At 52.5% G+C, this 23,195-nt stretch carries 22 protein-coding genes; 19 read left to right on the top strand and 3 right to left on the bottom strand.

Annotated features, from left to right (window positions below; genetic code table 11):
* Nucleotides 1-156 precede the first annotated feature (156 nt).
* From ACFPOF_RS02765 to ACFPOF_RS02745, 5 genes are all read left to right on the top strand, one after another.
* Nucleotides 157-618 (top strand): CtsR family transcriptional regulator, encoded by a 462-nt coding sequence (locus tag ACFPOF_RS02765; protein ID WP_378129399.1) that lies wholly within the window; start codon nt 157-159, stop codon nt 616-618.
* 33 nt (nt 619-651) lie between these two features.
* Nucleotides 652-1,167 (top strand): UvrB/UvrC motif-containing protein, encoded by a 516-nt coding sequence (locus ACFPOF_RS02760; RefSeq protein WP_378129397.1) that lies wholly within the window; start codon nt 652-654, stop codon nt 1,165-1,167.
* Between the two features lie 16 nt (nt 1,168-1,183).
* The gene (locus tag ACFPOF_RS02755) at nt 1,184-2,248 is read left to right on the top strand and encodes a protein arginine kinase (protein ID WP_378129395.1); all 1,065 of its coding nucleotides are present in this window, start codon (nt 1,184-1,186) and stop codon (nt 2,246-2,248) included.
* A gap of 49 nt (nt 2,249-2,297) precedes the next feature.
* The gene (locus tag ACFPOF_RS02750; protein ID WP_378129393.1) at nt 2,298-4,745 is read left to right on the top strand and encodes an ATP-dependent Clp protease ATP-binding subunit; all 2,448 of its coding nucleotides are present in this window, start codon (nt 2,298-2,300) and stop codon (nt 4,743-4,745) included.
* 298 nt (nt 4,746-5,043) lie between these two features.
* Nucleotides 5,044-5,547: a hypothetical protein gene (locus tag ACFPOF_RS02745; RefSeq protein ID WP_378129391.1), complete on the top strand. Its 504-nt coding sequence runs from the start codon at nt 5,044-5,046 to the stop codon at nt 5,545-5,547.
* Nucleotides 5,548-5,647: 100 nt separating this feature from the next.
* Here ACFPOF_RS02745 and sda read toward each other — a convergent pair whose 3' ends face one another.
* Both sda and ACFPOF_RS02735 read right to left on the bottom strand, forming a co-directional pair.
* Nucleotides 5,648-5,911, bottom strand: a complete 264-nt coding sequence (gene sda, locus ACFPOF_RS02740; protein WP_378129389.1) for a sporulation histidine kinase inhibitor Sda — start codon at nt 5,909-5,911, stop codon at nt 5,648-5,650.
* An 87-nt stretch (nt 5,912-5,998) separates the two neighbouring features.
* Nucleotides 5,999-6,211 (bottom strand): sporulation histidine kinase inhibitor Sda, encoded by a 213-nt coding sequence (locus tag ACFPOF_RS02735; RefSeq protein ID WP_378129388.1) that lies wholly within the window; start codon nt 6,209-6,211, stop codon nt 5,999-6,001.
* Nucleotides 6,212-8,237: 2,026 nt separating this feature from the next.
* Here ACFPOF_RS02735 and ACFPOF_RS02730 point away from each other — a divergent pair.
* The 7 genes from ACFPOF_RS02730 to ACFPOF_RS02700 all read left to right on the top strand — a co-directional run bounded on the left by ACFPOF_RS02730 (nt 8,238) and on the right by ACFPOF_RS02700 (nt 15,230).
* Complete coding sequence (locus ACFPOF_RS02730; RefSeq protein ID WP_378129386.1) at nt 8,238-9,494, top strand: sensor histidine kinase; 1,257 nt, start codon at nt 8,238-8,240, stop codon at nt 9,492-9,494.
* Entirely contained in the window at nt 9,491-10,123 is a 633-nt protein-coding gene (locus ACFPOF_RS02725) for a response regulator (RefSeq protein WP_378129384.1), read from the top strand. The genes ACFPOF_RS02730 and ACFPOF_RS02725 overlap by 4 nt, the downstream gene beginning before the upstream one ends.
* A gap of 16 nt (nt 10,124-10,139) precedes the next feature.
* On the top strand, nt 10,140-11,051 hold the full coding sequence (locus tag ACFPOF_RS02720; protein WP_378129382.1) for a polyprenyl synthetase family protein: 912 nt from the start codon (nt 10,140-10,142) through the stop codon (nt 11,049-11,051).
* Nucleotides 11,052-11,135: 84 nt separating this feature from the next.
* The gene (gene radA, locus ACFPOF_RS02715; RefSeq protein WP_378129380.1) at nt 11,136-12,503 is read left to right on the top strand and encodes a DNA repair protein RadA; all 1,368 of its coding nucleotides are present in this window, start codon (nt 11,136-11,138) and stop codon (nt 12,501-12,503) included.
* A gap of 17 nt (nt 12,504-12,520) precedes the next feature.
* Nucleotides 12,521-13,639: a DNA integrity scanning diadenylate cyclase DisA gene (gene disA, locus ACFPOF_RS02710; RefSeq protein WP_378129378.1), complete on the top strand. Its 1,119-nt coding sequence runs from the start codon at nt 12,521-12,523 to the stop codon at nt 13,637-13,639.
* Between the two features lie 121 nt (nt 13,640-13,760).
* Nucleotides 13,761-14,507 carry a CDP-diacylglycerol--serine O-phosphatidyltransferase gene (gene pssA / locus ACFPOF_RS02705; protein WP_378129376.1) on the top strand — a complete coding sequence of 249 codons (747 nt, stop codon included), beginning with the start codon at nt 13,761-13,763 and terminating at the stop codon, nt 14,505-14,507.
* 111 nt (nt 14,508-14,618) lie between these two features.
* Complete coding sequence (locus ACFPOF_RS02700) at nt 14,619-15,230, top strand: Uma2 family endonuclease (protein WP_378129374.1); 612 nt, start codon at nt 14,619-14,621, stop codon at nt 15,228-15,230.
* Between the two features lie 77 nt (nt 15,231-15,307).
* On the opposite strand, the gene ACFPOF_RS02695 is transcribed toward ACFPOF_RS02700, so the two are convergent.
* Nucleotides 15,308-15,703, bottom strand: coding sequence for a nucleoside triphosphate pyrophosphohydrolase family protein (locus ACFPOF_RS02695; RefSeq protein ID WP_378129373.1), 396 nt, complete (start codon nt 15,701-15,703; stop codon nt 15,308-15,310).
* Between the two features lie 191 nt (nt 15,704-15,894).
* Between ACFPOF_RS02695 and ACFPOF_RS02690 the strand changes: the two genes are divergently transcribed.
* From ACFPOF_RS02690 to ACFPOF_RS02660, 7 genes are all read left to right on the top strand, one after another.
* Nucleotides 15,895-16,983, top strand: coding sequence for a PIN/TRAM domain-containing protein (locus ACFPOF_RS02690; protein ID WP_378129424.1), 1,089 nt, complete (start codon nt 15,895-15,897; stop codon nt 16,981-16,983).
* A gap of 97 nt (nt 16,984-17,080) precedes the next feature.
* Nucleotides 17,081-17,779, top strand: coding sequence for a 2-C-methyl-D-erythritol 4-phosphate cytidylyltransferase (gene ispD, locus ACFPOF_RS02685; protein ID WP_378129371.1), 699 nt, complete (start codon nt 17,081-17,083; stop codon nt 17,777-17,779).
* Nucleotides 17,776-18,252 (top strand): 2-C-methyl-D-erythritol 2,4-cyclodiphosphate synthase, encoded by a 477-nt coding sequence (gene ispF / locus ACFPOF_RS02680; RefSeq protein ID WP_378129369.1) that lies wholly within the window; start codon nt 17,776-17,778, stop codon nt 18,250-18,252. Before ispD ends, ispF begins: the two co-directional genes overlap by 4 nt.
* 40 nt (nt 18,253-18,292) lie before the next feature.
* Nucleotides 18,293-19,753: a glutamate--tRNA ligase gene (gene gltX, locus ACFPOF_RS02675; protein ID WP_378129367.1), complete on the top strand. Its 1,461-nt coding sequence runs from the start codon at nt 18,293-18,295 to the stop codon at nt 19,751-19,753.
* A 682-nt stretch (nt 19,754-20,435) separates the two neighbouring features.
* A complete protein-coding gene (cysE, locus tag ACFPOF_RS02670) occupies nt 20,436-21,146 on the top strand; it encodes a serine O-acetyltransferase (protein ID WP_378129365.1) in 711 nt (236 codons plus the stop codon).
* Nucleotides 21,124-22,539, top strand: coding sequence for a cysteine--tRNA ligase (gene cysS, locus ACFPOF_RS02665; RefSeq protein WP_378129363.1), 1,416 nt, complete (start codon nt 21,124-21,126; stop codon nt 22,537-22,539). Before cysE ends, cysS begins: the two co-directional genes overlap by 23 nt.
* Nucleotides 22,536-23,009: a Mini-ribonuclease 3 gene (locus ACFPOF_RS02660; protein ID WP_378129361.1), complete on the top strand. Its 474-nt coding sequence runs from the start codon at nt 22,536-22,538 to the stop codon at nt 23,007-23,009. The genes cysS and ACFPOF_RS02660 overlap by 4 nt, the downstream gene beginning before the upstream one ends.
* Nucleotides 23,010-23,195 lie beyond the last annotated feature (186 nt).

Genomic DNA, 23,195 nt, shown 5'->3' with positions numbered 1-23,195 from the left:
GCCGTGGGAAAAGTCTTGAAACAGATGCCTTTTTTACAACAAGACAAAGACGCAAATCAGTAGCGAACAACGTTTGCATTTTTCAGAAAACGGCGTATAATGAGATTATAGTCAAAGAAAGTCAAAGTCAGAAACGGATCGGAGGTTAGAAAAATCTTGCGTAACATTACCGATCTTATCGAACACTACCTAAAGCAGATTTTGCATAACAGTTCCGAAGGGTCCGTCGAAATTCAGCGCAGCGATTTAGCTGACAAGTTCAGTTGCGTGCCGTCGCAGATCAATTACGTCATCAGCACCCGATTCACCATGGAGAAAGGGTATCTCGTGGAAAGCAAGCGTGGGGGCGGCGGATACATCCGGATTCAACGGGTTGACTTGCCTTCTCTTGAGACGGTACAGCATCATATCCAGCAAACGGTCGGCGATCAGATTGACCAAACCGCCGCGGAAGGGCTGTTCTACCAGCTAGAGCAGGCCCAGTTTATTACCCCGCGGGAGGCGATCTTGCTGAAGGCGGCAGTATCCCGAGAGGTGCTGACGCTGAAGCTTCCGCTAAGGGACGAAATACGCGCCAAGCTCGTGAAAGCAATACTTGTTGCCCTTCTTGGCAAATAGGCAATGGACTTTCGAAAGGAGGCGGATCAACCGATGCAATGCCAGGAATGCGGCGAACGGCCGGCCACGCTTCATTTTACGAAAATCGTGAACGGAGAGAAGGCCGAACTGCACATTTGCGAGTCGTGCGCCAGGGAAAAAGGGGAGCTCATCCCCGGCACTTCCAGCGGATTTTCCATCCATAACTTGCTGTCGGGCTTACTCGACTTTGAGACGATGTCCGCCGGATCTGTCGCTAAACCCCAGCCGACGGTGAAATGCGAGACGTGCGGCATGACATACGCTCAATTCAGCAAAATCGGCCGGTTCGGCTGCAGTCATTGTTACAAGCAATTTTCCGAACGGCTTGATCCGCTATTGAAGAGAGTGCACGGTAACACCGTACATGTCGGCAAAGTACCGAAGCGGGCCGGAGGCAAGTTGAAGACCAAACGGGAGATCGATCGGCTGAAGAAGGAAATGGTAAGCCGGATTGAACGGGAGGATTTCGAAACAGCGGCGCAATTGCGGGATCGGATTCGCGAGCTTGAGAAAGAAATGAGCGGCTGAAGGGCGGGAACGAAAGATGCCGAAACGAAAACACGTAACGACGGCGTTAAGCCAGTGGATGAACGGAACGGGGCCTGATTCCGATGTTGTCATCAGCAGCAGGGTCCGTATTGCCCGTAATATCCGGAACTTGCCGTTCCCGCTGATGGCGAATCCCGAGCAATCGAACTCCGCGATGGAGCAGTTGCTCGCAGTTGCAGATAACGGGCGGCTGAACGGTTTGGGCAAGATCGAGCAGATCAAACTGAGCGAGTTGACTGAGCTTGAGAAGCTTGTACTTGTCGAGAAGCATCTGATCAGCCCGAACCTTGCGAACGAATCGCGCAACGGAGCGCTGATCCTTAGTCCGCATGAGGACGTCAGCGTCATGATTAATGAGGAAGATCATCTTCGCATTCAATGCCTTGGCTCCGGGTTCCAGATCCGCGAAGCATGGGATTCTGCCAGTAAAATCGACGATATTTTCGAGGAGCAGGTCGATTATGCTTTTGACGAGAAGCATGGTTACTTAACGAGTTGCCCGACGAACGTCGGCACCGGCATTCGGGCTTCCGTAATGATGCATCTACCCGCTCTCGTCATGACGGGGCAGATCAACCGGATTTTGTCTGCCGTCACGCAAGTCGGTCTTGCGGTACGAGGACTGTACGGCGAAGGCAGCGAAGCGACGGGCAACCTGTTCCAGGTGTCGAATCAGATTACGCTCGGGCAGTCGGAACAGGAGATTATTGAAAATTTATTCCAGGTTGCAAGGCAAATGATCGAACATGAGCGCTCGGCCCGGAGTAAGCTATTATCCGAGTCCCGGCTGCGCGTGGAGGACAGGATACGGCGATCGTACGGCATTCTCTCGCAGGCGATCATTATCGATTCGAAAGAAGCGGCTCAACGGTTGTCCGACATCCGGCTCGGCGTTCATCTTGACCTGCTTCCGGAAGTTGACGGCCTCGTTCTGAACGAATTGCTCGTCACGACACAGCCGGGTTCCCTGCAAATGACTTATGGGGATGCGATGAATGCGGAAGATCGTGACCGGTCCAGAGCGGAAATGATCCGCTCGCGACTGGCAACTATTTCATAAATGTTTTATTCTAAATTTAAGGATCCAGTTCACTTTGGAGGTGTGTCTCATGATGTTTGGAAGATTTACGGAACGTGCGCAGAAGGTGTTGGCTTTGGCTCAGGAAGAAGCGGTGCGTTTGGGACACAATAATATCGGCACGGAACATATCCTGCTCGGATTGATCCGGGAAGGGGAAAGCATTGCGGCTAAAGCACTTATCGCGCTCGGTCTCGGCTTGGAGAAAATCCAGGACGAAGTCGAATCGCTGATCGGACGCGGCCAAGAACAACCGACGAACATTGCTTATACGCCGCGGGCGAAAAAAGTCATCGAGCTGTCGATGGACGAAGCGCGTAAATTAGGTCATACGTACGTGGGCACGGAACATATTCTTCTCGGACTCATTCGCGAAGGCGAAGGCGTCGCCGCCCGCGTCTTGAACAACCTGGGCATCAGCTTAAATAAAGCACGCCAGCAAGTGTTGCAGCTGCTTGGCAGCAACGAGAGCTCGTCGCAGAACCATGGCCCTTCTTCGAACGTCAGCACGCCGACGCTCGACGGCTTGGCTCGCGACTTGACGGCAAGCGCTCGCGACGGCAATATCGACCCGGTCATCGGCCGTTCGAAAGAAATCGAGCGCGTGATCCAGGTACTGTCTCGCCGGACGAAGAACAACCCTGTTCTTATCGGTGAACCAGGCGTCGGCAAGACTGCGATCGCCGAAGGTCTCGCGCAGAAGATCGTTGCTAACGAGATTCCCGAGACGCTTCGCGACAAACGCGTCATGACGCTCGACATGGGCTCGGTCGTCGCCGGCACGAAATACCGGGGCGAATTCGAAGACCGGTTGAAAAAAATCATGGATGAAATCCGTCAAGCGGGTAATGTCATTCTCTTCATCGACGAGTTGCATACGTTGATCGGAGCGGGAGGCGCGGAAGGCGCGATCGATGCCTCTAACATTCTGAAGCCGGCTTTAGCCCGCGGCGAATTGCAGTGCATCGGCGCGACGACGTTGGACGAATACCGCAAATATATCGAGAAAGACGCCGCGCTGGAGCGCCGATTCCAACCGATTACGGTCGATCAGCCGACGCCTGAAGAAGCGGTCCGAATCTTGCTCGGCTTGCGCGACCGTTACGAAGCGCATCACCGCGTGAAAATTACCGACGATGCCATCGAAGCCGCGGTCAAACTGTCCGATCGTTACATTCCGGATCGGTTCCTGCCGGACAAAGCGATCGATTTGATCGACGAAGCAGGCTCCAAAGTCAGGCTGAATTCGTACACTGTACCGCCTAACTTGAAGCAGCTTGAGACACGTCTTGAAGACATCCGTAAAGAGAAGGACGCTGCTGTCCAAAGTCAGGAATTCGAGAAAGCGGCCGCCCTTCGCGACACCGAGCAGAAGATCCGCGAAGAGCTCGACCATACGAAAAACCTGTGGAAAGAAAAGCAAGGCCGCACCGATTCCGAGGTAACGCCGGAGGATATCGCCCAAGTCGTCGCAAGCTGGACCGGCATTCCGGTTAGCAAGCTGGCTGAAGAAGAGACGGAACGCTTGCTCAAGATGGAAAGCATTCTGCATGATCGCGTCATCGGCCAAGACGAAGCGGTTAAAGCGGTATCTCGCGCCATCCGTCGATCCCGTGCCGGTCTGAAAGATCCGAAACGTCCGATGGGTTCGTTTATTTTCCTTGGTCCAACGGGCGTCGGTAAGACGGAGCTCGCTCGCGCCATCGCAGAAGCGATGTTCGGCGACGAGAATGCGGTCATCCGCATCGACATGTCGGAGTATATGGAGAAGCACTCCACATCGCGTCTCGTCGGAGCGCCTCCGGGATACGTCGGTTACGACGAAGGCGGTCAGTTGACCGAGAAAGTACGTCGCAAGCCGTATTCGGTCGTGCTGCTCGACGAGATCGAGAAAGCCCATCCGGAAGTGTTCAACATTTTGCTTCAAGTGCTTGAGGATGGTCGTTTGACCGATTCCAAAGGTCGTTCCGTCGACTTCCGCAACACACTGATCATCATGACGTCTAACGTCGGCGCAGAGCAGATCAAGAAGAACTCGACTTTGGGCTTCACGGCTGCGCAAGATGCGGGCAAAGACTATCAGAACATGAAAGATAAAGTGCTTGCGGAGCTGAAAAAATCGTTCCGTCCGGAGTTCCTGAACCGGATCGACGAATCGATTGTTTTCCACCCGCTGAACGAAGAGCACATCGCCGAGATCGTCACGCTGATGGCCGACGACTTGCGCAAACGCCTCGCCGAGCACAACGTCACGTTCGAACTGACCGAAGCGGCTAAAGCGTTCCTTGCCAAAGAAGGCTACGATCCGCAATACGGCGCTCGTCCGCTGCGTCGTGCGATCCAGAAGCATATCGAGGACCGTCTGTCCGAAGAACTGCTGCTCGGCAAGATCGCCAAAGGCCATTCGCTCGTCATCGACGAATCGGAAGGCGGGCTCATCGTCCGGCAGAAGGGCGAGATCGAGCTGACGAAAGCGTAAGCTAGGTCGTCTTTCAGGACGATAACAAAACAATGCATGCAGCTTCCAAGGCTGCGCGATTACTGCCAATGCGGCGGTGATTGCGTGGCCTTTTTGCGCCTACCGATTCCGTGCCGTTGTGCTGTGATAATATCATTATGTTTCGTATGGGTAAGTGGCCATGTACGCTTTCGGATATGCTATAATATTGTCACATTACGTTCCTCATGCCTCCGGGACCCGGTCCGCAGGTCGGCATTTGATACGGCAGAAATACAGTTACTAAGTGCCATTTCATAACCCGGAGGAGGAACGAAACATGAGCCAGGCTACGTTGGACTTGATTCTCGTTGAGTTGCGCAACTTCAGAACAGAAGTCAACGAGGAGTTCCAGCATGTCCATGCAGAGATCCGTACGCTTAAGACGGATGTGCAGGAGCTCAAGGCAGATGTCCAGACGCTCAAGACAGACGTGCAGACGCTCAAGGCAGACGTGCAGAAGCTCAAGGCAGATGTTGAGATTCTCAAGACAGATGTGCAGAAGCTCAAGACAGATGTCGAGACGCTCCAGACAGATATGGAAAAAATGCATAAGGAACAGCAGGCATTCGGTAAGCGGCTGAACAGCCATAAAGAGATGTATGCCCAATTGATCGGGACAACCGTCTCCATTAAAAACATGATAGCGGAGCAGAATGAGGAATTGGAGCGTCGGGTGTTCTACCAGTTTCATTCCCAAGCCGCAAGCATCGAAGTGCTGTACCGCGAACAACTGTCTATGAAAAGGGACATTGAACTATTGAAAACGGCTATCCAAGCATAAGTCTACGAATTCCTTTTATTCAGATAACAAATTAGGCCCCCTTGATCCGGTTTCCCGGACTGAGGGGGCGTTCGATTTTTGTAGGAGAGTAGCAAGGTGGTTAAAGTGGTGCTATATTGGTGGAAAGAATCGTGATATCAATACCGCGTTTGTGAATTTCGCCTAGCAAAAGGTCGATGAATTCTTCCTTGAGGTTAAGCTTGATTGCAGAGAAATAGCTTTCTAGCAGCGCTTCGTCGCTCAGTGTGTGCAACAACATGTCCCACGTCTTTCTTCTGAATTCCAACTCTCGTGCATTTCCCGCGTTTTTTCTTCCGGGCCAAACCCAATGCTTCCGGGCAACCGAGCGATTCGGGCGCTCCATATTCAGATTTCACGCCTTCCGATTCCGTAGTTTTTAGGGAAAATCCGTTAAAGTAGTATGTGATAATCTTAAGTCGAATTACTAGGCTCAGCATCTCATTTCTAGTGCGTTTTCATGTAAAATTGACGTGCTTTCATGTGTAAGCGAAGGCGGTAGGAATGCAGCAGGGGGCGTAATTGGAAATTCGATGTCCCGCTTTTGGATTTCGATCAGAAGAAGTTCTATGAAATCTTGATCCAGCATCAGTGTTGTTGCGGTTAAATAGCATTCCAGCAGTTGATCGTTGGTAAGTGTGTTCATCAACATTCCCCATGTCTTTCGTTTGAGTTCCAATCCACAATTTCCGTTATCAGAATTTCTATTCATTCAAGGTAAAAAATGTTAAAGTAGTATATGATTATCTTACGCCAATTATCGAGACGGAACAGCCCATTTCTGGTACATTTTGACGAAAGAATGATGCAAAGCGAATTTGCACAATGTCTATAGGCTGCTAGGGGATGGTGCATAAAAAAAGAGACTGCCTGTATTTTCAGGCAATCTCTTTTTGAAGGATCTTGGGGCGAAGCTAGGCCCATAATCCTTGGGGACCAGTTTGTTGATATTGCTCTTTGCCTTTCATCAAACTTCAACTGTACGTTGCCCTTTCATTGCTCTGATTATTGAACTTTTAATTACATCGTGTGAAGCGGGGGACCATACGACTTCTGACATCAGCAGCCATCTCCCTTTAATACGCGTTATATTCAGTTGTCCATATGCGGGAGCAGAATTGAAAAAGTAGAAAATCATTGGGTCGTATCTTACGTTTATACGCATAGCAATGCACTGCCAAGAATGCAAGTCGTGAAGGTAACACTATCGGCGAAGAAGTTCCCACCCATTTAATGTAAGGGAAATGCAAAAGTTGTTGATGGGAAATCTGGAGGGATGCAAATAAAAAGAGACCGCCTATGGTGAGGGATCTCTTTGATTAGGCTTGAGGGCAACATTAGGCCCAAGTGGTTTTGGGACTAGCTTGGTATTGCGTTTTGTCTTTCGTCAAGCGTTCGACTACGCTTTTCTCCTGCGGAAGCAAATTGTGCATCTTGTTAGCCTTAATGCCCTGGCTTTTGAATTGCTTAATTACATCGTGTAATGCTGGGGACCATACGACTTCTGACATTGGTAACCCTCGCCCTCTTTTAGAATTAATTTCATAGTGCTAAGTCTTTTATACCATAAAATTTCGTGAAAAGGAGAAGTTTGTCGAATGAACAAGAAATTATTTTTCGTCTTGTTTCTTGTCACTTTCATATTGCTTCAAACTTGGTATTTATATGTAATTTTCGATCGCCCATATATCGGACTTGATCTGCAAAAAAAGGAAAGCCAGTGGATCGTTGCTTACGTGTATGAGAATAGTAATAATGCTCTAACAAAAAATGAGGTCAAAGTCGGCGATGAAATCGTTGAAGTGGACGGACAGCGAGCAAATCAATTTCCATCCGTTATGAAGTGGAAAACGGTTGAAGGGGCGAAATCGATTGTCTACCTTAGAGCTGGGGCCGAATTTAGAATCGACATTGTGAAGGATGCTCTCTTGTCTAGCTATGATTACTTGGCATTAGCGGGCGAAACAATATGTTTTGTAGTCGCCGCTGTATTATATAAACGAATGTCGCATATTCGATCGGCCAACTACTTAGCACTATTATTTCTGTCGATGGGCGGAGCGTTTATGAGTTTGGTAGCTTCGATTCGAGGGGACGCCTTAGGAAAGATATTTATTATGTCTTCTGTTATGTTGATTCCAGTCATTCTGTTGCACTTTTTCATAGTTTTCTTTGAAAATAAAAGCGGAGGTTCGATTCGAAAACGGGTCGTCTATCTCATGTATGCATTTGTAGTCGTGGTCTTCGGGGCTCATTTTACGTTATTAATGTCAGCTAATATCGTTCAACATATTTTTGGCTATATATACTTAAATTGCATTTCATTTTTTGTTTTAAGCATTTTATGCAATATCGTATTCTTGATAAGGATGTATTTGAAGTATCGCAAAGAAAGTACGGAAATACGAATTATCATTAGAATGATACTGGTATCTTTAGTTTTGTCATTTACGCCATTAATCTGTTTATCCTTTTTACCAAGTATATTATTTGGGAAACTCTTTGCAGCGTCATTTTATACCAGCTTGGCCGTACTGTTCTTCCCCTTGTCGTTCACCTACCTGCTAGCTTCCAAGAAACTGTACGACATAGACCTGGTCATTCGCCGCTTCATGCTGACAACAACACTTTCGCTTGTGCCGAGCGGCATTGTTGTTGGGGTGGTCGCGCTGATGTTTCCAGCTGATGCCGAACCTAATCGGCTTCTTGTCATTTTCCTGCTTCTTGTCGTGCTGATGTCGTTCACTTTGTACGCTCTCGAATATTTTACGACGAAGCTGGAACGTGTCATATTCCCGAGGAAGTACCGGTTGCAGCAATCTCTGAAGAAGATCGCCAAAAATCTCGGGCTGATCTCCAGCTTGAGAGAACTGAAAGATATTATTCTTCTCGACATTGTAGAGACGTTGCAAGTGTTCGGAGGAGCTATTGTTTTTAAGTACAAGGATTCAATGGAAATGGTTATGGTGGGCGAAATAGATGAAAGTGAAGCGGGGCGTCTGGCGGAAGCGGAATCGCCCGAGCATCCATCGTATCTCCGCCGGGAAATCATCCGTAACGAAGAGTACGATTGTTATTTGATTCTGGCGCAGAAGAAGACGAATACGCATCTGGGGTTCGAAGAGACGCAATGGCTGAATCTGATCATCTCGTATTTATCCGTCAGTCTGGAAAACCTGCATCTGATCCGCAAGATGACAGCGAGGCTGGAACAGCTCGCCGCACACATTCCGTCTGAAGAGACGTCTGCGGAATTCGCTTGGTTCCGCAAACTGATCTTCGAACTTCAGGAGAAAGAACGGGTGCGTATCGCGGTCGATCTTCACGATACGACGATGCAGGATTTATTTTTCCTGAAGCGCAGATGCAACTCTTTGATAGAGAGGAATGTCTTCTCTGCTGAGGGGATAACGCATATGAAAGGAATCGTTGAATATATCGATGTCATTAATATGAATCTTCGACAGAGCTGCTTCGAGCTTCATCCGTATCTGCTTCAGGAGATCGGCCTTGTGATGACAATCGAGAAGCAGATCGGTCTTGAGATTGTTTCCGCCCCATTCGAGATCGAGTTTCACGCTGTGCCCTCGTACTTAATCGAAAGCTGCGACTTGGAGATGAAGCGCCATCTGTTCCGCATCGTGCAAGAACTGCTGAACAATGCCAAGAAACATTCGCAAGCCTCCCGGGTCAAGATTGATATTACCGTATTGGGTTCCCACCTTACGCTGTCTTACGAAGACGATGGTGTCGGCTTTGACGTCAACGAAGCTGTGCCGAGAGAGATAGGCGGGTCTCGATCTGGAGTGGAATATATGAAGAGCCGGATTTTATCGCTGAACGGTCGTTGGAGGCTGATCACAAGCAAAGGGGACGGTATGAAACTGATGGCGGACTTCCCGATAAATAAGGAGAGGGCAGCAGGATGAAGAAGTACAAGGCTATCGTTGTTGATGATCATCCTTTAATGGCGCAGGCGACGAAACGGTTGCTCGAACAGATTGAAGAGATCGAAGTTATCGGGGTCGCGCATGATGGGAGAAAGAGTCTGGAGCTTGTCGAAGAACACGAGCCGGACTGGGTTTTTCTTGATTTTCAGCTCCCGGACCAATCGGGGATGCAAGTTACCGAACAGATCAAATCGATGTATCCTCATGTGCGCGTCGTCATCTTCACCGGCGTGGACGTATCTGATCTTGTTTATAAGCTGCTGGAGCTGAGAGTGAGCGGCATTATTTCGAAGGATACGAGCGAATCGGCATTTCGACATATGGTAGCTTGCATTCAGGAAAATCATATCGTGTTGCCTCAGGACGTGTTTTACAAAATCAAGCTGTTTCCGGCAGGCTCTTCAGACGTTGCCTTATTGACGGAAGAGGAAATCCGCATGATGACGTTGATGGTTCAAGGGTCAACGTATGAGCAGATCGCGGATACGATTCACGTCAGCAAGCGCTCGGTCGATAATTATTTGAAGAGAATTTATGACAAGCTGGGCGTGCAAAACCGGAACCAGGCGATTGAGAAGTTCGTGCAAAGCAGGCATCATAGCGAATAGTCGGGAGGGTCACGGATTGGATCAAGCCTTTCTGAGCCAAATGCTAGACATGGCAGATCGCCATTTTCAGAGTCGGGATATGAAAGATTTGATGCGAGAATGCATCAATGAGAAAGCCAAGGAACAGTTCAAATGGGCGTCAATGACGACTTATGTCCATGGGATGCTGGGAGGAGAGTCACCGGCGATCGAACGGGCGGCGGCTTTGACGGAATTGCTGATGCTGGCTTTGGATATCGTGGACGATGTGCAGGACCAGGACAACGCCTCAATGATTTGGATGCAGCGGCCGCAGGCGTATGCGCTGAATGCCGTTCTGTCTTTCATCGCGGTTGCGATGTCCGAATGGCGGGAGATCGGAAATGCCGACATGCTCGGCGAAATCGGCCAACTGCTGGCGCGTTCGATCGAAGGGCAGCAGAAGGATGTGAGCGGCGCCGTCGTGACGGAAGCGGACTATGTCGAAATGGTAAGACAAAAATCCGGAGCTCTCATCCGGCTTGCTTTCCGTATGGGCTATTCGCTAGTCGATGGCTTGGAGCGGGAGACGACGCAACGAATAGACGAAATGGCAGAATGCGTCGGGATGATCGCCCAGATCGGGAACGACGTCAACGATGTGATCCGCTACGACGTGAAGAACGATTTGCTGCAGAAGAAGCGTACGCTGCCGATATTGTTCATGCTAGTCGATAGTCATGAGGAATTCCCTCCAATCAGCCAGTACTACGAGGGCAAGATCTCAGAGGAGGAGTTTCTGCGTTCTAAGTCGGAGTGCATGCAGTATATTCGCGATTCGGGATGCATCGAGTACTCGCAAGTGATTCAGCGGCTATACACCGAAAGAGCGGAGGAGCTGCTGCAATTAATTCCGGCTGTCTCCCCGTGGAAAGAGAAGTTGAAGGAACTGACGCTCGGCCACGTATAAGACATACTGGGAGATCGGGTTTCTCAGCCGCCGCGAAAATGGTACACTTCTCAGTAGAAACGACATGGGGCGGGAGAGTGCAGGATGGCTAAGGTCAAAACAAAATTCGCCTGCACCGAGTGCGGGACCGAATCGCCGAAATGGATGGGCAAATGCCCGGGCTGTAACGAATGGAACACGATGGTCGAGGAAACCGAGACGGAAGTCAAGGCGATTGTCGGCAGAAGTGAGTTGCACCGTGCGAAAGAAAAGGCCCAACCGATCATACATATAGAAAGTAAGAAAGAACCGCGTATTCTGACAGGGATGGCCGAGCTGAATCGGGTGCTTGGCGGAGGACTTGTTCCCGGTTCCTTGCTGCTCGTCGGCGGGGATCCGGGCATCGGCAAGTCGACGCTCCTGCTACAGACCGCATACTCGCTCTCGAACAAAGGGTTGAAAGTGCTGTACGTCTCGGGGGAGGAATCGGTCCGTCAGACGAAACTGCGTGCCGATCGGCTCGGCGCCTTAAACGACAAGCTGTATGTGCTATGCGAAACGAATCTCGAGACAATCGAGGAAGCGATCACCGAAGTCGGACCGGACTTCCTCGTCATCGATTCGATTCAGACCGTCTATCGGCCGGAAATCGCGTCCGCGCCGGGCAGTGTTGCCCAAGTCCGCGAATGTACCGCCCACTTTATGAGAATATCGAAAGTGAACGGCGTTGCGACCGTGCTTGTCGGCCACGTGACGAAGGAAGGCGCGATCGCGGGGCCAAGGTTGCTTGAACATATGGTGGATTGCGTGCTTTATTTTGAAGGAGAAAGACATCATACGTATAGAATTCTTCGCGCGGTTAAAAACCGCTTCGGCTCGACAAACGAGATCGGCATCTTCGATATGGCGGAGGAAGGACTGCGCGAAGTGACGAATCCGTCCGAGTTGTTTCTGTCGGAAAGGCCGCTTGGCGTATCGGGCTCGACGGTCGTTGCCAGCATGGAAGGGACGAGGCCGATGCTGGTCGAGCTGCAGGCGCTTGTCGCCCCGACGCATTTTCCGTCGCCTCGGCGTATGGCGTCCGGATTCGACCATCATCGCATGTCGCTAGTCATCGCCGTGCTCGAGAAACGGATGGGGATGTTGCTGCAAAATCAGGATGCTTACTTGAACGTGGCAGGCGGGGTGAAGCTGGACGAACCGGCGGCGGATCTCGCTGCGATCGTCAGCCTTGCATCAAGCTTCAAGGATGCGCCGACGAAGCCGTATGACGCGATCTTCGGCGAGGTAGGCCTGACCGGGGAAGTGAGAGCCGTCTCTCGTGCCGAACAGCGGGTCAAAGAAGCGCAAAAACTTGGATTCAAACGGGTTATTTTGCCGGAGACGAGCATGAAAGGATGGCAGCCGCCCAAAGATATTCAGCTTATTGGAGTCACGACGGTCGCCCAAGCGCTCAAAGCCGCTTTGGAATAGGGGGTATCGTAAACATCGTGAAGGAATATAAAGATAGAGAGCCTAAAGACGCGAAAGAAAAAGAACGCAACCAGCAAGAGAGAACAATGAATTTGTTGTTGCAGATGGTCGCACCTGGCACCCCTTTCCGTGACGGATTGGAGAACGTGTTGCGAGCGAAGACGGGAGCGCTCATTGTTGTCGGCTATAGCCCGGAAGTGATGGAAGTCGTCGACGGCGGCTTCTCGATCAATTGCGACTTCAGCCCGAACTACTTGTATGAGCTCGCGAAGATGGACGGAGCGATCATTCTTAACGAAGATGTGAAACGCATTCTGTATGCCAACACGCAGCTCATACCCGATCCGTCGATACCGTCGTCGGAGACGGGGATCCGCCATCGTACAGCGGAACGAGTCGCGAAGCAGACCGGCAAACTTGTTGTCTCGATCTCGCAACGCCGCAACGTCATTACGCTGTACCAAGGCAATCTGCGATACGCGCTGAAAGAAATGGGAGTCATCCTGACAAAGGCGAATCAGGCGATCCAGACGATGGAGAAGTACCGGGCCGTGTTCACTCAAGCGCTCACGAACCTTTCCGCGCTGGAATTCGAAGAGATGGTGACGATGCACGAAGTGGCCTATGTCATCCAACGAGCCGAGATGGTGCTGCGCATCAACAACGAGATCAATCGCTACGTGCTCGAGCTCGGCAACGAAGGCCGGCTGATTGCGATGCAGAAGGAAGAACTGGTTGGTTCGGCCGAGGATGAAGCCTGGTTGCTGCTTCGGGATTATGCGAAGGACGACATCGAGATTAAGGTGAAGGAAATCCAATCGGCGATCCGCAAGCTCAGTTCGGAGGAATTGCTCGATTCGGCGCTGCTTATCCGTCTGCTAGGTTATCCGTCGCTTAATTCCGTCGTCGAGGAAGGGTTGCTGCCGCGGGGTTACCGAATGCTGAGCAAAATCCCCCGCCTGCCGAGTGTCATCATTCATAACCTGGTTGGCCGCTTCTGTGCGCTGCCGCATATCGTAATGGCCTCGATCGAAGAACTTGACGAGGTGGACGGCATTGGAGAAGTCCGCGCGCGCGCGATCAAGGAAGGTCTGAAGCGGATTCAAGACCAGGTGTTTATTGACAGACAGATATAAGCGGAATACAATTGGTAATGTTCTGCATGTGGTTTCCAGTCGATACCAGATCGTATATTACGCGTTCGATAACGCTTAACTTGATCTTAGACAGGGCATAGTAAAGTCGAGGTGGCATAACATGATCGCAAAATCCATACCGAACCTGTTCACCATAGGGAATTTGACGTTAGGCGTCATCTCCATTATTTTGGCGTTTAACGACGATGCGAATACGGCGGCGCTGCTCGTCATTATCGCGATGCTTCTTGACGGGCTGGACGGACGAGTCGCCCGGGCGCTGAACGCGCAGAGCGAATTCGGCAAGGAACTGGATTCGTTGTCCGACGTCATCTCCTTTGGTGTCGCTCCGGCGTTCATCATGTATCAAGCCGGGTTCCACGATGAAGTCAATTCGGCGATGGCATGGATCGTTACGGCGCTGTTCCCGATTTGCGGAGCGCTAAGATTAGCCAGATTTAACGTCATTGACGGCATTCCGGGATATTTCATCGGTTTGCCGATTCCGGCTGCCGGCGGCGTCTTGGCGACGCTTGCGCTGTTCCATAGCGAACTGCATTATTCGCTTCTGCTCATCAGCACAGTCTCGCTGTCGTTCCTTATGATTAGCAACATGAAATATCCGAACTTCAAGAAGCTCGGGTTGCCGAAGAAAGCGATATGGGCCATTCCGGTCGTCGTCGTAGCGGCGGCGGTTCTGGCGTACATGTTCCAGCAGGCTATTCCGAAAGTCATTTTGGCGCTGTTGCTGCTGTACGCGCTCTGGGGCTTAAAAAAAAACGTTGATGGCTTGTTCCCCTCCGCTCGGCGCGCGAAGCGTTTGAAAGCTGAGGAAGAGAAAGAAGAACAATCAAAGCATAGCGCATAACAGGATTAACGCCGAAAGCATCGGTCGAACCTCCAAAAACGGGGTGTCGTCGATGCTTTTTTTGCCATTTTCGAGTAAAATCAGGAATATAGTCGAACTGGAGGGACAGGGATGACCGAGTTGAGCGGAAAAAACAAGAAAACGGCGGAAGAGCTGCTGAAAGAGTCCAATGTAACTTATGGCGATTACGAGAGCATGGAGGACGACGGCAATCGGTACGAGATTGCAGGCGGCAGGCTGGAGTTGTTGTCATCGCCGAACAGTATGCATCAGGTCATTAGTCAGGCAATTCGCGATATGATGCGGGATACGTGCGGTCTTGATTACATTATGCTGACTGCGCCGCTGGATGTGATTTTATCGGACACCGAAGTTCGTCAGCCCGACCTTATTTTCATTCATCGCAGTCGTAAATCGATCATAACGAAGAGGGGCATCGACGGTGTGCCGGACGTTGTTGTCGAGGTTCTGTCTCCTTCTACGCGCAGAAGGGACAGGCGGGATAAGATCATTGCGTATGCCAAATACGGCGTGCCGGAATATTGGATCGTCGACCCGGACTCTTATACGATAGAATTAAATGTGCTTGGCGCAGATGGGCGCTATGGGCTTGTTGACGTGTTTGCGGAGGACGAGCCGATCGTGTCTCCGAAGCTGCCTTGCGCGCACTTCACGATGAACGACATTTACGCCATTGTTAAAGATACGCTGGATTGGGCGTAATGCCGCCACGGCTCATAACAATCATAAGCTCAGCAAAAAAGCAGCCTCGAGGGGCTGCTTTTCGTTTGTTCAAGAGTTCATGTGAGATTAAACCATCCGAGCGTGGAGCATTTGTCCGCTTCTTTGGCGACGACATCTTCGAGGTTAATGTTAAGCAGATTGCACATGGCCGACAGGTAAAACAAGTTCTTGCCCATCTCGCTGCGAATCGCTTCCTGGCAATTCTCGCACAAGTCGCCTTCCATATGGGACTTGGATTGGCGATTCGCCTGATCGAGCTTCATCTCTTCGGAAAATCCCTGGTTTCGGGCGTTCAGCGAGATGCATCCGCATTCGGTAATGGCTTTGGAGACGGAGCGATTAACGGAAGCATTCGATTGGCTGTACTTCGTGACGACGTCGAGCAGACTGCGATGACGGAGTAACAATTCCGACACCTGACTCTGAAATTCGCTGAGCGTAGGCGCGTTCATCCGTTCCACCTCGATTACCTGAAATTGTCTTTGAATTTCATTATAGAGCAAGGGTCCATGGAATTCAAAGGAAGTTCGCTTTTTTGAGGAAACTTTCAGATCGTTGCCTGAGTGCGATTAGGTTCCTACAAAATGGAACATACTAGTAACGATAGCTGTGACTCAGGATTCGAAAGGAAGTGAAAGATATGATGATTAGAAGAGTGATTCAAACGATCGGACTGTTGCTCGGGGCGCTGCTCGGAGAGCAAATGATCAGGTGGCAATCGTCGCCCGACTCTCCAATATTGGGCTCGCTGCTCGGTACGCCAGGCGGCGCGGGCGGTACTTTCAGCGCGGTTGTCGGCGCCGCTGCCGGATTTCTCGTCGCGACTTCTGTCGCTTCGCCTTTATCCCGCGCATTGCAAAGAAGCATCGACAAGTTATCCGGATATCCGATTGCAGAATTGTTGACTGGTCTTGTCGGTTTAACGTTCGGTCTTGCGCTGTCATCGTTCGCGTACCCCTATTTGACGGATATTCCGCACATTGGACAAGTTGTCGCGGCAGGAACGGCGCTAACGCTTGGTTATGCGGGCGCACGCGTAGGCATGATGAAGAAGGACGAGCTTGGCGTATGGCTCAGAACGCGGGAAACCTCAGAAGCGCCCAAGAACGACGGTCCTCGTTACGAAGAGCACAAAATTCTCGATACGAGCGTCATCATCGACGGCCGCATCGCGGACATTTGCAAGACGGGGTTTATCGAAGGAACGCTTGTCATTCCGGAGTTCGTGCTCGAGGAACTGCAACATATCGCCGATTCTTCCGATCTATTGAAACGGAACAGAGGGCGTAGAGGGCTAGATATTTTGAATAAAATTCAAAAAGAGCTCGATGTGCGGGTGCTCATCTACGAGGATGCGAACGAGGAGCCGGGTGAAGTCGACAGCAAGCTTGTGAAGCTCGCGAAGGCGATGAAGGGCAAAGTAGTCACAAACGACTTCAACCTGAACAAAGTGTGCGAGCTGCAAGGGGTGTCCGTGCTGAACATCAACGATTTGGCCAACGCGGTGAAGCCGGTTGTATTGCCGGGCGAAGAAATCGTTGTGCAAGTGATCAAGGACGGCAAGGAGCACGGCCAAGGCGTCGCCTATTTGGATGACGGGACGATGATCGTCGTAGAGGGCGGCAGAGACTACATTGGTACGACGATGGAAGTGCTCGTCACGAGCGTGCTGCAAACTTCGGCAGGACGGATGATCTTCGCGAAGCCGAAGCTATTGGAAAAAGCGCTCTAACAAGGTATGATAATAGAAATACGGGCGGGACGCGCTCTTGTGTCCCGTCTTTTGTTTTGTATAAAAGCTAAGTTCCCTCTGTAAGGAGAGTTTGCGGATGAATTGGGGAGCCGTCGTCGTCGCGGCCGGACGAGGAACGCGGATGGGCGCGGCGGACAACAAAGTATACCTGAAGCTTGGTGGACGAAGCTTGCTTGCGCGATCGCTGGAAGCTTTCGAACGATGCGCGGCGGTCGATTCCGTTGTTGTCGTTGTTTCGGAGGGAGAACGAGAGCGAGCGGCTGAGCTTGTTCGCGAAGAAGGTTTCACCAAAGTCGTCACGATTGTCCCTGGCGGCGCGGAACGCCAGATGAGCGTCTTCGAAGGACTTGGCGCGTTGACGACGGACGGCGTACTGGTACACGATGCGGCGAGGCCGCTTGTGACGTCTGCGCAGATCGAAGCCTGCATTCGCGCGGCGGAGACGCATGGCTCTTCGGCGCTTGCTGTCCGAGTGAAAGACACGATCAAAGTATCGGACGGGAAAGGTTCAATCGTGGAGACTCCCGAACGAAGCTTGTTATGGAGCGTGCAGACGCCTCAGGCGTTCTCGAGGCTGGAGCTGATCGCGGCTCATCGCCAAGCGAAGGAAGAAGGCGCGGCGGCGACCGATGACGCGATGCTGCTCGAGCGGCTCGGCCGCAAAGTAGCGATCGTCGAAGGAGACTACGCGAATATTAAAATTACGACGCCCGAAGATTTGCCAATCGCGGAGCTGCTGCTTGCGAGACGCGGGGAGAAGGAGAGCGCATCATGATCAGAATCGGACAAGGGTTCGACGTACACCAATTGGTCGAAGGCAGACCTTGCATTATCGGGGGAGTCAATATTCCTCATGCCAAAGGACTGCTCGGCCACTCCGACGCGGATGTGCTGCTGCACACGATCAGCGACGCCGTACTTGGGGCGCTGGCGCTAGGCGACATCGGCAAGCATTTTCCGGATACGGACCCGGCATTCAAAGATGCGGACAGCGTCGTTCTGCTGGAACGAGTATGGGCGCTCGTGAAGGAGCGGGGCTACAAGCTTGGCAACGTCGACGCGACAATCATCGCCCAAGCGCCGAAGATGGCGCCGCATATTCCGGCCATGGTTGCGGTTATCGCACGCGTACTGGAAGCCGAAGAGTCGCAAGTAAATGTCAAAGCGACGACGACGGAGTGGCTCGGATTCACGGGGCGCGGCGAAGGCATCGCTTCTCAATCGGTCGTGCTGCTCGTGAAAGAATAAGTTGACGGAAATTCGTATGAATCGCATGGGAGGAAAGACAATGACGACACCTGTACGCGTGCGCTACGCGCCGAGCCCGACGGGCCATCTGCATATCGGGAACGCGAGAACGGCAATTTTCAACTATTTGTTCGCCCGCCATTACGGCGGAGAATTTATTATCCGCATCGAGGATACGGACGTGAAGCGCAATGTCGCTGGCGGTGAAGAAAGCCAGCTGAAATATTTGAAATGGCTTGGCGTCGACTGGGATGAAAGCGTCGACCGCCCGGGCAAATACGGGCCGTACCGCCAGACGGAACGGCTTGATCTTTACAGCAAGCTGACGGAGCAGTTGCTTGCAAGCGGAGTAGCGTATCCGTGCTACTGCACGGAAGAAGAGCTGGAGCGGGAGCGCGAGGAGCAATCCGCCCGGGGCGAGACGCCGAAATATTCGGGCCGCTGCCGTCATCTTGGCGAAGCGGAGCGCGCGGCGTTCGCTGCCGAAGGGCGCGTTGCCAGTGTCCGGTTCACCGTCCCGGCCGATCGTACGTATACGTTTGACGATATCGTCAAAGGCGAGATTTCTTTCCGCTCCGATGACTTCGGCGACTTCGTCATCGTGAAGAAAGACGGCATTCCGACGTACAACTACGCGGTTGCCGTGGACGATCATCTGATGGAGATATCGCACGTGTTGCGCGGCGAAGACCACATTACGAACACGCCTCGCCAGTTAATGGTGTACGAAGCGTTCGGCTGGACACCGCCTAAGTTCGGGCATATGACGCTAATCGTGAACGAGCAGCGGAAGAAGCTATCGAAGCGCGATGAGTCGATTATCCAGTTCATTTCGCAATATGACGACCTTGGCTATTTGCCGGAATCGTTGTTTAACTTCATTACTCTGCTCGGTTGGTCTCCGGAAGGGGAAGAGGAGATTTTCAGCCGCGAGCAGTTGATCGGGATTTTCGACGAGAAACGGCTGTCGAAGAGCCCTGCTGTGTTTGACACCGCCAAGCTGAACCATTTGAACCAGCACTACATGAAGCAGGCGACGCCGGAGCGCGTGCTCGAACTGTGCTTGCCGCACTTGAAGGCGGCAGGGCGCATCGGAGCCGAATCTTCCGCAACGGAGCTCGAGTGGGCGGGGGCTCTTGTAACGTTGTTCCGCGATCATCTGCGGTTCGGCGCAGAGATCGTTTCATTGTCCGACCTGTTCTTCCAGACATCGCTGTCGTTCGATGATGAAGCGACTGCGGTACTCGCCGAAGAGACGGTCCCCGCTGTACTGGGCGGTTTCCTGGCTGCGGTTGAGGAAGCCGGAGAAGCCGGCTTCACGATCGAGAACATGAAGGCGCTCATCAAGTCCGTACAGACGTCGACGGGCGTTAAAGGCAAAGGGTTGTTTATGCCGATCCGCGTTGCCCTTACAGGACAGATGCACGGGCCGGACTTGAACGGTACAATCTGGCTGCTCGGTCGCGACCGCGTCATCGCACGTTTGCGGGATCGACTGTAGGCGGAGCCAGACGCGGCTGCCTTCGCTCCATGCCTCCGCTTCCGTGTCTCTTGTCACCCGGCGGACGTTGCATTATACTTGAGCTAATATCGAACACGCGCGAAGATCAGGAAAGTACGTTTCGCTGATGGAATGCACAGAGAGGGCGGTCTTGGCTGAAAGCCGCCTCATTCCAGCGATACCGAATGCGCCTGGGAGCCGCGCCGCCGATCGGACGTCCGAAGGTGATGCGATGCGTCGCCGCTTTTACGGAATGTCTCGGGTAGGCAGCGCCGGGTGGACCCCGTTAACAGCCTTGAAGGAGCAGTTGTCGACCGTGCTTGCCGCGGACGAAAGGCGACGGCTCAAGCAGAGTGGAACCACGTCACGACGTCTCTGCAGCGATTACGCTGCGGGGACTTTTTTTATATGATGCAAACAGCGATCAAAGCCAAATAACAACGATTTGCAGTTAAACTTCTCGTAATGCGACGTGTTGAATCAAATAACGACGATAACCATTTATTTTTCCGCAAACCGTTTTATTCAGCAGCCGAAGCTTGAAATAGTTGGAGAATTGCCGTTATTTCGTCGGCGCGGGGCTGCTCCGAGAAAATAAGTGGAGTTTCGCATTTATAGCGAGGCAGGCATCGGGGATTATTACGTGAGTAATTAGAGAGAGCTTTCAAGGGGGGGGATCGTCATGGGGGCATGGAGAACGGTCAAGTCCGATATTGAGGCGGTATTCGAGAACGATCCCGCCGCCCGCAGTTGGTTCGAGGTTGTGTTTACGTATGCGGGCCTGCATGCGATATGGGCGCACCGCGTTGCTCACTTCTTTTTTCGACGGCGGCTGTTCACGATCGCACGCATGATCTCGCAAGTTAGCCGCTTCTTCACCGGCATCGAGATTCACCCGGGCGCGCGGATCGGCAAAAAGCTGTTCATCGACCACGGGATGGGGGTCGTCATCGGCGAAACGTGTGAGATCGGAGACGAAGTCGTCATTTATCAGGGCGTCACGTTAGGCGGTACGGGCAAAGAGAAGGGCAAACGGCATCCCACAATCGGCAACCATGTTGTCATCGCTTCCGGAGCGAAAGTGCTCGGTTCATTCTCGGTGGGCGACAATTCGAACATCGGTGCGAACTCCGTCGTCCTTCGCGAAGTACCGCCGAACAGTACCGTTGTCGGTATTCCCGGCCGTATCGTCAAGCGCAATGGGAAGAAGATTAGCGATCGGCTTGACCACACGAATTTGCCCGATCCGCTCATTGAGACGTTCCGCTTCATGCAGAAGGAAATCAACGAATTGAAACAAGAGATCGAGCGGCTGAAATCCGGCGGACAGAATGGGAACGCTAGTCACAAGGTAAAGGAGCCAATGAAAAGTGAACTTGAAAATATACGATAGCATGGCCAGGGAGACGATCCCTTTCGAACCGCGCGAGCCGGGCAAAGTGAATATGTACGTATGCGGTCCGACCGTCTATGACTACATCCATATTGGGAACGCACGCCCGGTCATTTTTTTCGACGTTGTGCGCCGGTATCTTGAATCGATCGGTTTGCAAGTGAATTACATCGTGAACTACACCGACGTTGACGACAAAATGATTCGCAAAGCAAACGAACTCGGCATTACGGTGCCGGAATTGGCGGAGAAGTTCATTGCGGCGTTTAACGAGGACCGCGACGCTCTCGGCTCCAAACGTCCGACCGTAGGCCCCCGCGTGACGGAAACGATTCCCGAAATCGTAGACTTCATTCAAGGGCTCGTAGACAAGGGCGCTGCTTATGAAAGCGGAGGAGACGTTTATTTCCGTACAGGATCGTTCGCTGACTATGGTAAATTGTCGCACAAAAATCTCGACGAGCTGCAATACGGCATCCGCATCGACGTAGACGAGCGCAAAGAAAACCCGCAGGACTTCGTCTTGTGGAAAGGCGCGAAGCCCGGCGAAATCCATTGGCCGAGCCCTTGGGGAGACGGCCGTCCGGGCTGGCACATCGAATGCTCGGCGATGGTGAAGAAATTCGCCGGAGATACGCTGGACATTCACGGCGGCGGGCACGACTTGCAGTTCCCGCACCATGAATGCGAGATCGCGCAGTCCGAGTCGCTGACAGGCGAGCCGCTGTCGCGGTATTGGATGCACAACGGCTTCGTGAACATTAACAACGAGAAGATGTCGAAGTCGCTCGGCAACGGCATTAACGTTCGTCAGTTGCTTACGAAGACGAATCGTTATGCCATTCGTTATTTGATGCTTGCCACGCATTACCGCAGCCCGCTGAATTTCAGCGACGAGACGATTCGCCAAGCGGAGAGCAGCGTAGAGAGGCTGACGAATGCCCGCGACAACGTCAAGCACCGTCTGTCGACCGTTGCGCAAGGCAGCTTGGCTCTGCCGGGTGATGAAGCGCTCCGCGCCAAACTCGACGAACTGCGGGCGAATTTCCGTGAGCGGATGGACGACGATTTCAGCACGCCTGACGCGATTACAGCCTGGTTCGGACTCGTCTCGGAAGCAAATGCGTACATGAAGAAAGAAGCGGTCAGCGAGTCTGATCTGTTGCTTCTGCTGGAAAGAATCGGCGAAATGGACGCCGTTCTCGGTCTGCTGCCGCCTGAGGCGGAGGAGGGCAACTTGTTGGACGAAGACGTCGACGCGTTGATCGCCGAGCGCACGGCGGCCCGCGCAAACCGGAATTTCAAGCGGGCGGACGAAATTCGCGATTTGCTGGCGGATAGAGGCATCGTGCTCGAGGATACGCCGCAAGGGATCCGTTGGAAGCGCAAATGACGGAACGCGCAAGCGGCAAATCCTTGCCTCCCGTCGTTGCACCTGTCGTTCCTACCGACGTTCCCGTGAATTTGTTGTCACCGGTCGTGCTCGCATACGTCGGCGATGCTGTATTCGAGATTTACATCCGTCAGAGGCTGGTGGCGGGCGCAAGCCGCAAGCCTCATGAACTGCACCGTACGGCAACCGGGTTCGTCTCTGCCGCCGCACAGGCGAAGCTGCTTCAGCGGTGGGGGCCGATCCTGTCCGAAGAGGAAGCCGATATCGTCAGGCGCGGCCGCAACGCCAAGTCTGGCCAGCCGCCGAGGAACGCCGATCCCGGAGACTACCGACACGCAACAGCATTGGAATGTCTTGTTGGATATTTGTATTACACTGGGGCCGGGGAGCGGCTGGAGCAGTTGATCGGGATGGCCTTCGAAACGGACGAGAAGCAAAATGACATTGCCGGCGCTAGCGAGCCGGAATAACCGATAAAGGAAGATGAGAAATGGGCAGCAGTAAAGACTATCCAAAGACATCCGGCGGACGCCGGGCGGAGGGCGGCAAGCCCCCTCAACGTCAGCAGGGAGAACGCAAGGGCGGCTGGCACTCTCGTCCCGGCACGGATCGCGGCGATTTCCGCCGGGATGAACGCCGGACGTCGCATCAAGTCG

The organism is Cohnella soli, assembly GCF_042655525.1.
In the GTDB taxonomy this organism is placed as follows: Bacteria; Bacillota; Bacilli; order Paenibacillales; family Paenibacillaceae; genus Cohnella; species Cohnella soli.
This window is presented reverse-complemented; position numbering and strand designations above follow the sequence as displayed.

What these genes read in the sequence shown, in the direction of transcription:
- ACFPOF_RS02760 (WP_378129397.1), top strand. Translation starts at nt 652, where the DNA reads ATGCAATGCCAGGAATGCGGCGAACGGCCGGCCACGCTTCATTTTACG.
- ACFPOF_RS02755 (WP_378129395.1), top strand. Translation starts at nt 1,184, where the DNA reads ATGCCGAAACGAAAACACGTAACGACGGCGTTAAGCCAGTGGATGAAC.
- ACFPOF_RS02750 (WP_378129393.1), top strand. Translation starts at nt 2,298, where the DNA reads ATGATGTTTGGAAGATTTACGGAACGTGCGCAGAAGGTGTTGGCTTTG.
- ACFPOF_RS02745 (WP_378129391.1), top strand. Translation starts at nt 5,044, where the DNA reads ATGAGCCAGGCTACGTTGGACTTGATTCTCGTTGAGTTGCGCAACTTC.
- sda (WP_378129389.1), bottom strand. Translation starts at nt 5,911, where the DNA reads ATGGAGCGCCCGAATCGCTCGGTTGCCCGGAAGCATTGGGTTTGGCCC.
- ACFPOF_RS02735 (WP_378129388.1), bottom strand. Translation starts at nt 6,211, where the DNA reads ATGAACACACTTACCAACGATCAACTGCTGGAATGCTATTTAACCGCA.
- ACFPOF_RS02730 (WP_378129386.1), top strand. Translation starts at nt 8,238, where the DNA reads ATGTTTCCAGCTGATGCCGAACCTAATCGGCTTCTTGTCATTTTCCTG.
- ACFPOF_RS02725 (WP_378129384.1), top strand. Translation starts at nt 9,491, where the DNA reads ATGAAGAAGTACAAGGCTATCGTTGTTGATGATCATCCTTTAATGGCG.
- radA (WP_378129380.1), top strand. Translation starts at nt 11,136, where the DNA reads ATGGCTAAGGTCAAAACAAAATTCGCCTGCACCGAGTGCGGGACCGAA.
- pssA (WP_378129376.1), top strand. Translation starts at nt 13,761, where the DNA reads ATGATCGCAAAATCCATACCGAACCTGTTCACCATAGGGAATTTGACG.
- ACFPOF_RS02700 (WP_378129374.1), top strand. Translation starts at nt 14,619, where the DNA reads ATGACCGAGTTGAGCGGAAAAAACAAGAAAACGGCGGAAGAGCTGCTG.
- ACFPOF_RS02695 (WP_378129373.1), bottom strand. Translation starts at nt 15,703, where the DNA reads ATGAACGCGCCTACGCTCAGCGAATTTCAGAGTCAGGTGTCGGAATTG.
- ACFPOF_RS02690 (WP_378129424.1), top strand. Translation starts at nt 15,895, where the DNA reads ATGATTAGAAGAGTGATTCAAACGATCGGACTGTTGCTCGGGGCGCTG.
- ispD (WP_378129371.1), top strand. Translation starts at nt 17,081, where the DNA reads ATGAATTGGGGAGCCGTCGTCGTCGCGGCCGGACGAGGAACGCGGATG.
- ispF (WP_378129369.1), top strand. Translation starts at nt 17,776, where the DNA reads ATGATCAGAATCGGACAAGGGTTCGACGTACACCAATTGGTCGAAGGC.
- gltX (WP_378129367.1), top strand. Translation starts at nt 18,293, where the DNA reads ATGACGACACCTGTACGCGTGCGCTACGCGCCGAGCCCGACGGGCCAT.
- cysE (WP_378129365.1), top strand. Translation starts at nt 20,436, where the DNA reads ATGGGGGCATGGAGAACGGTCAAGTCCGATATTGAGGCGGTATTCGAG.
- ACFPOF_RS02660 (WP_378129361.1), top strand. Translation starts at nt 22,536, where the DNA reads ATGACGGAACGCGCAAGCGGCAAATCCTTGCCTCCCGTCGTTGCACCT.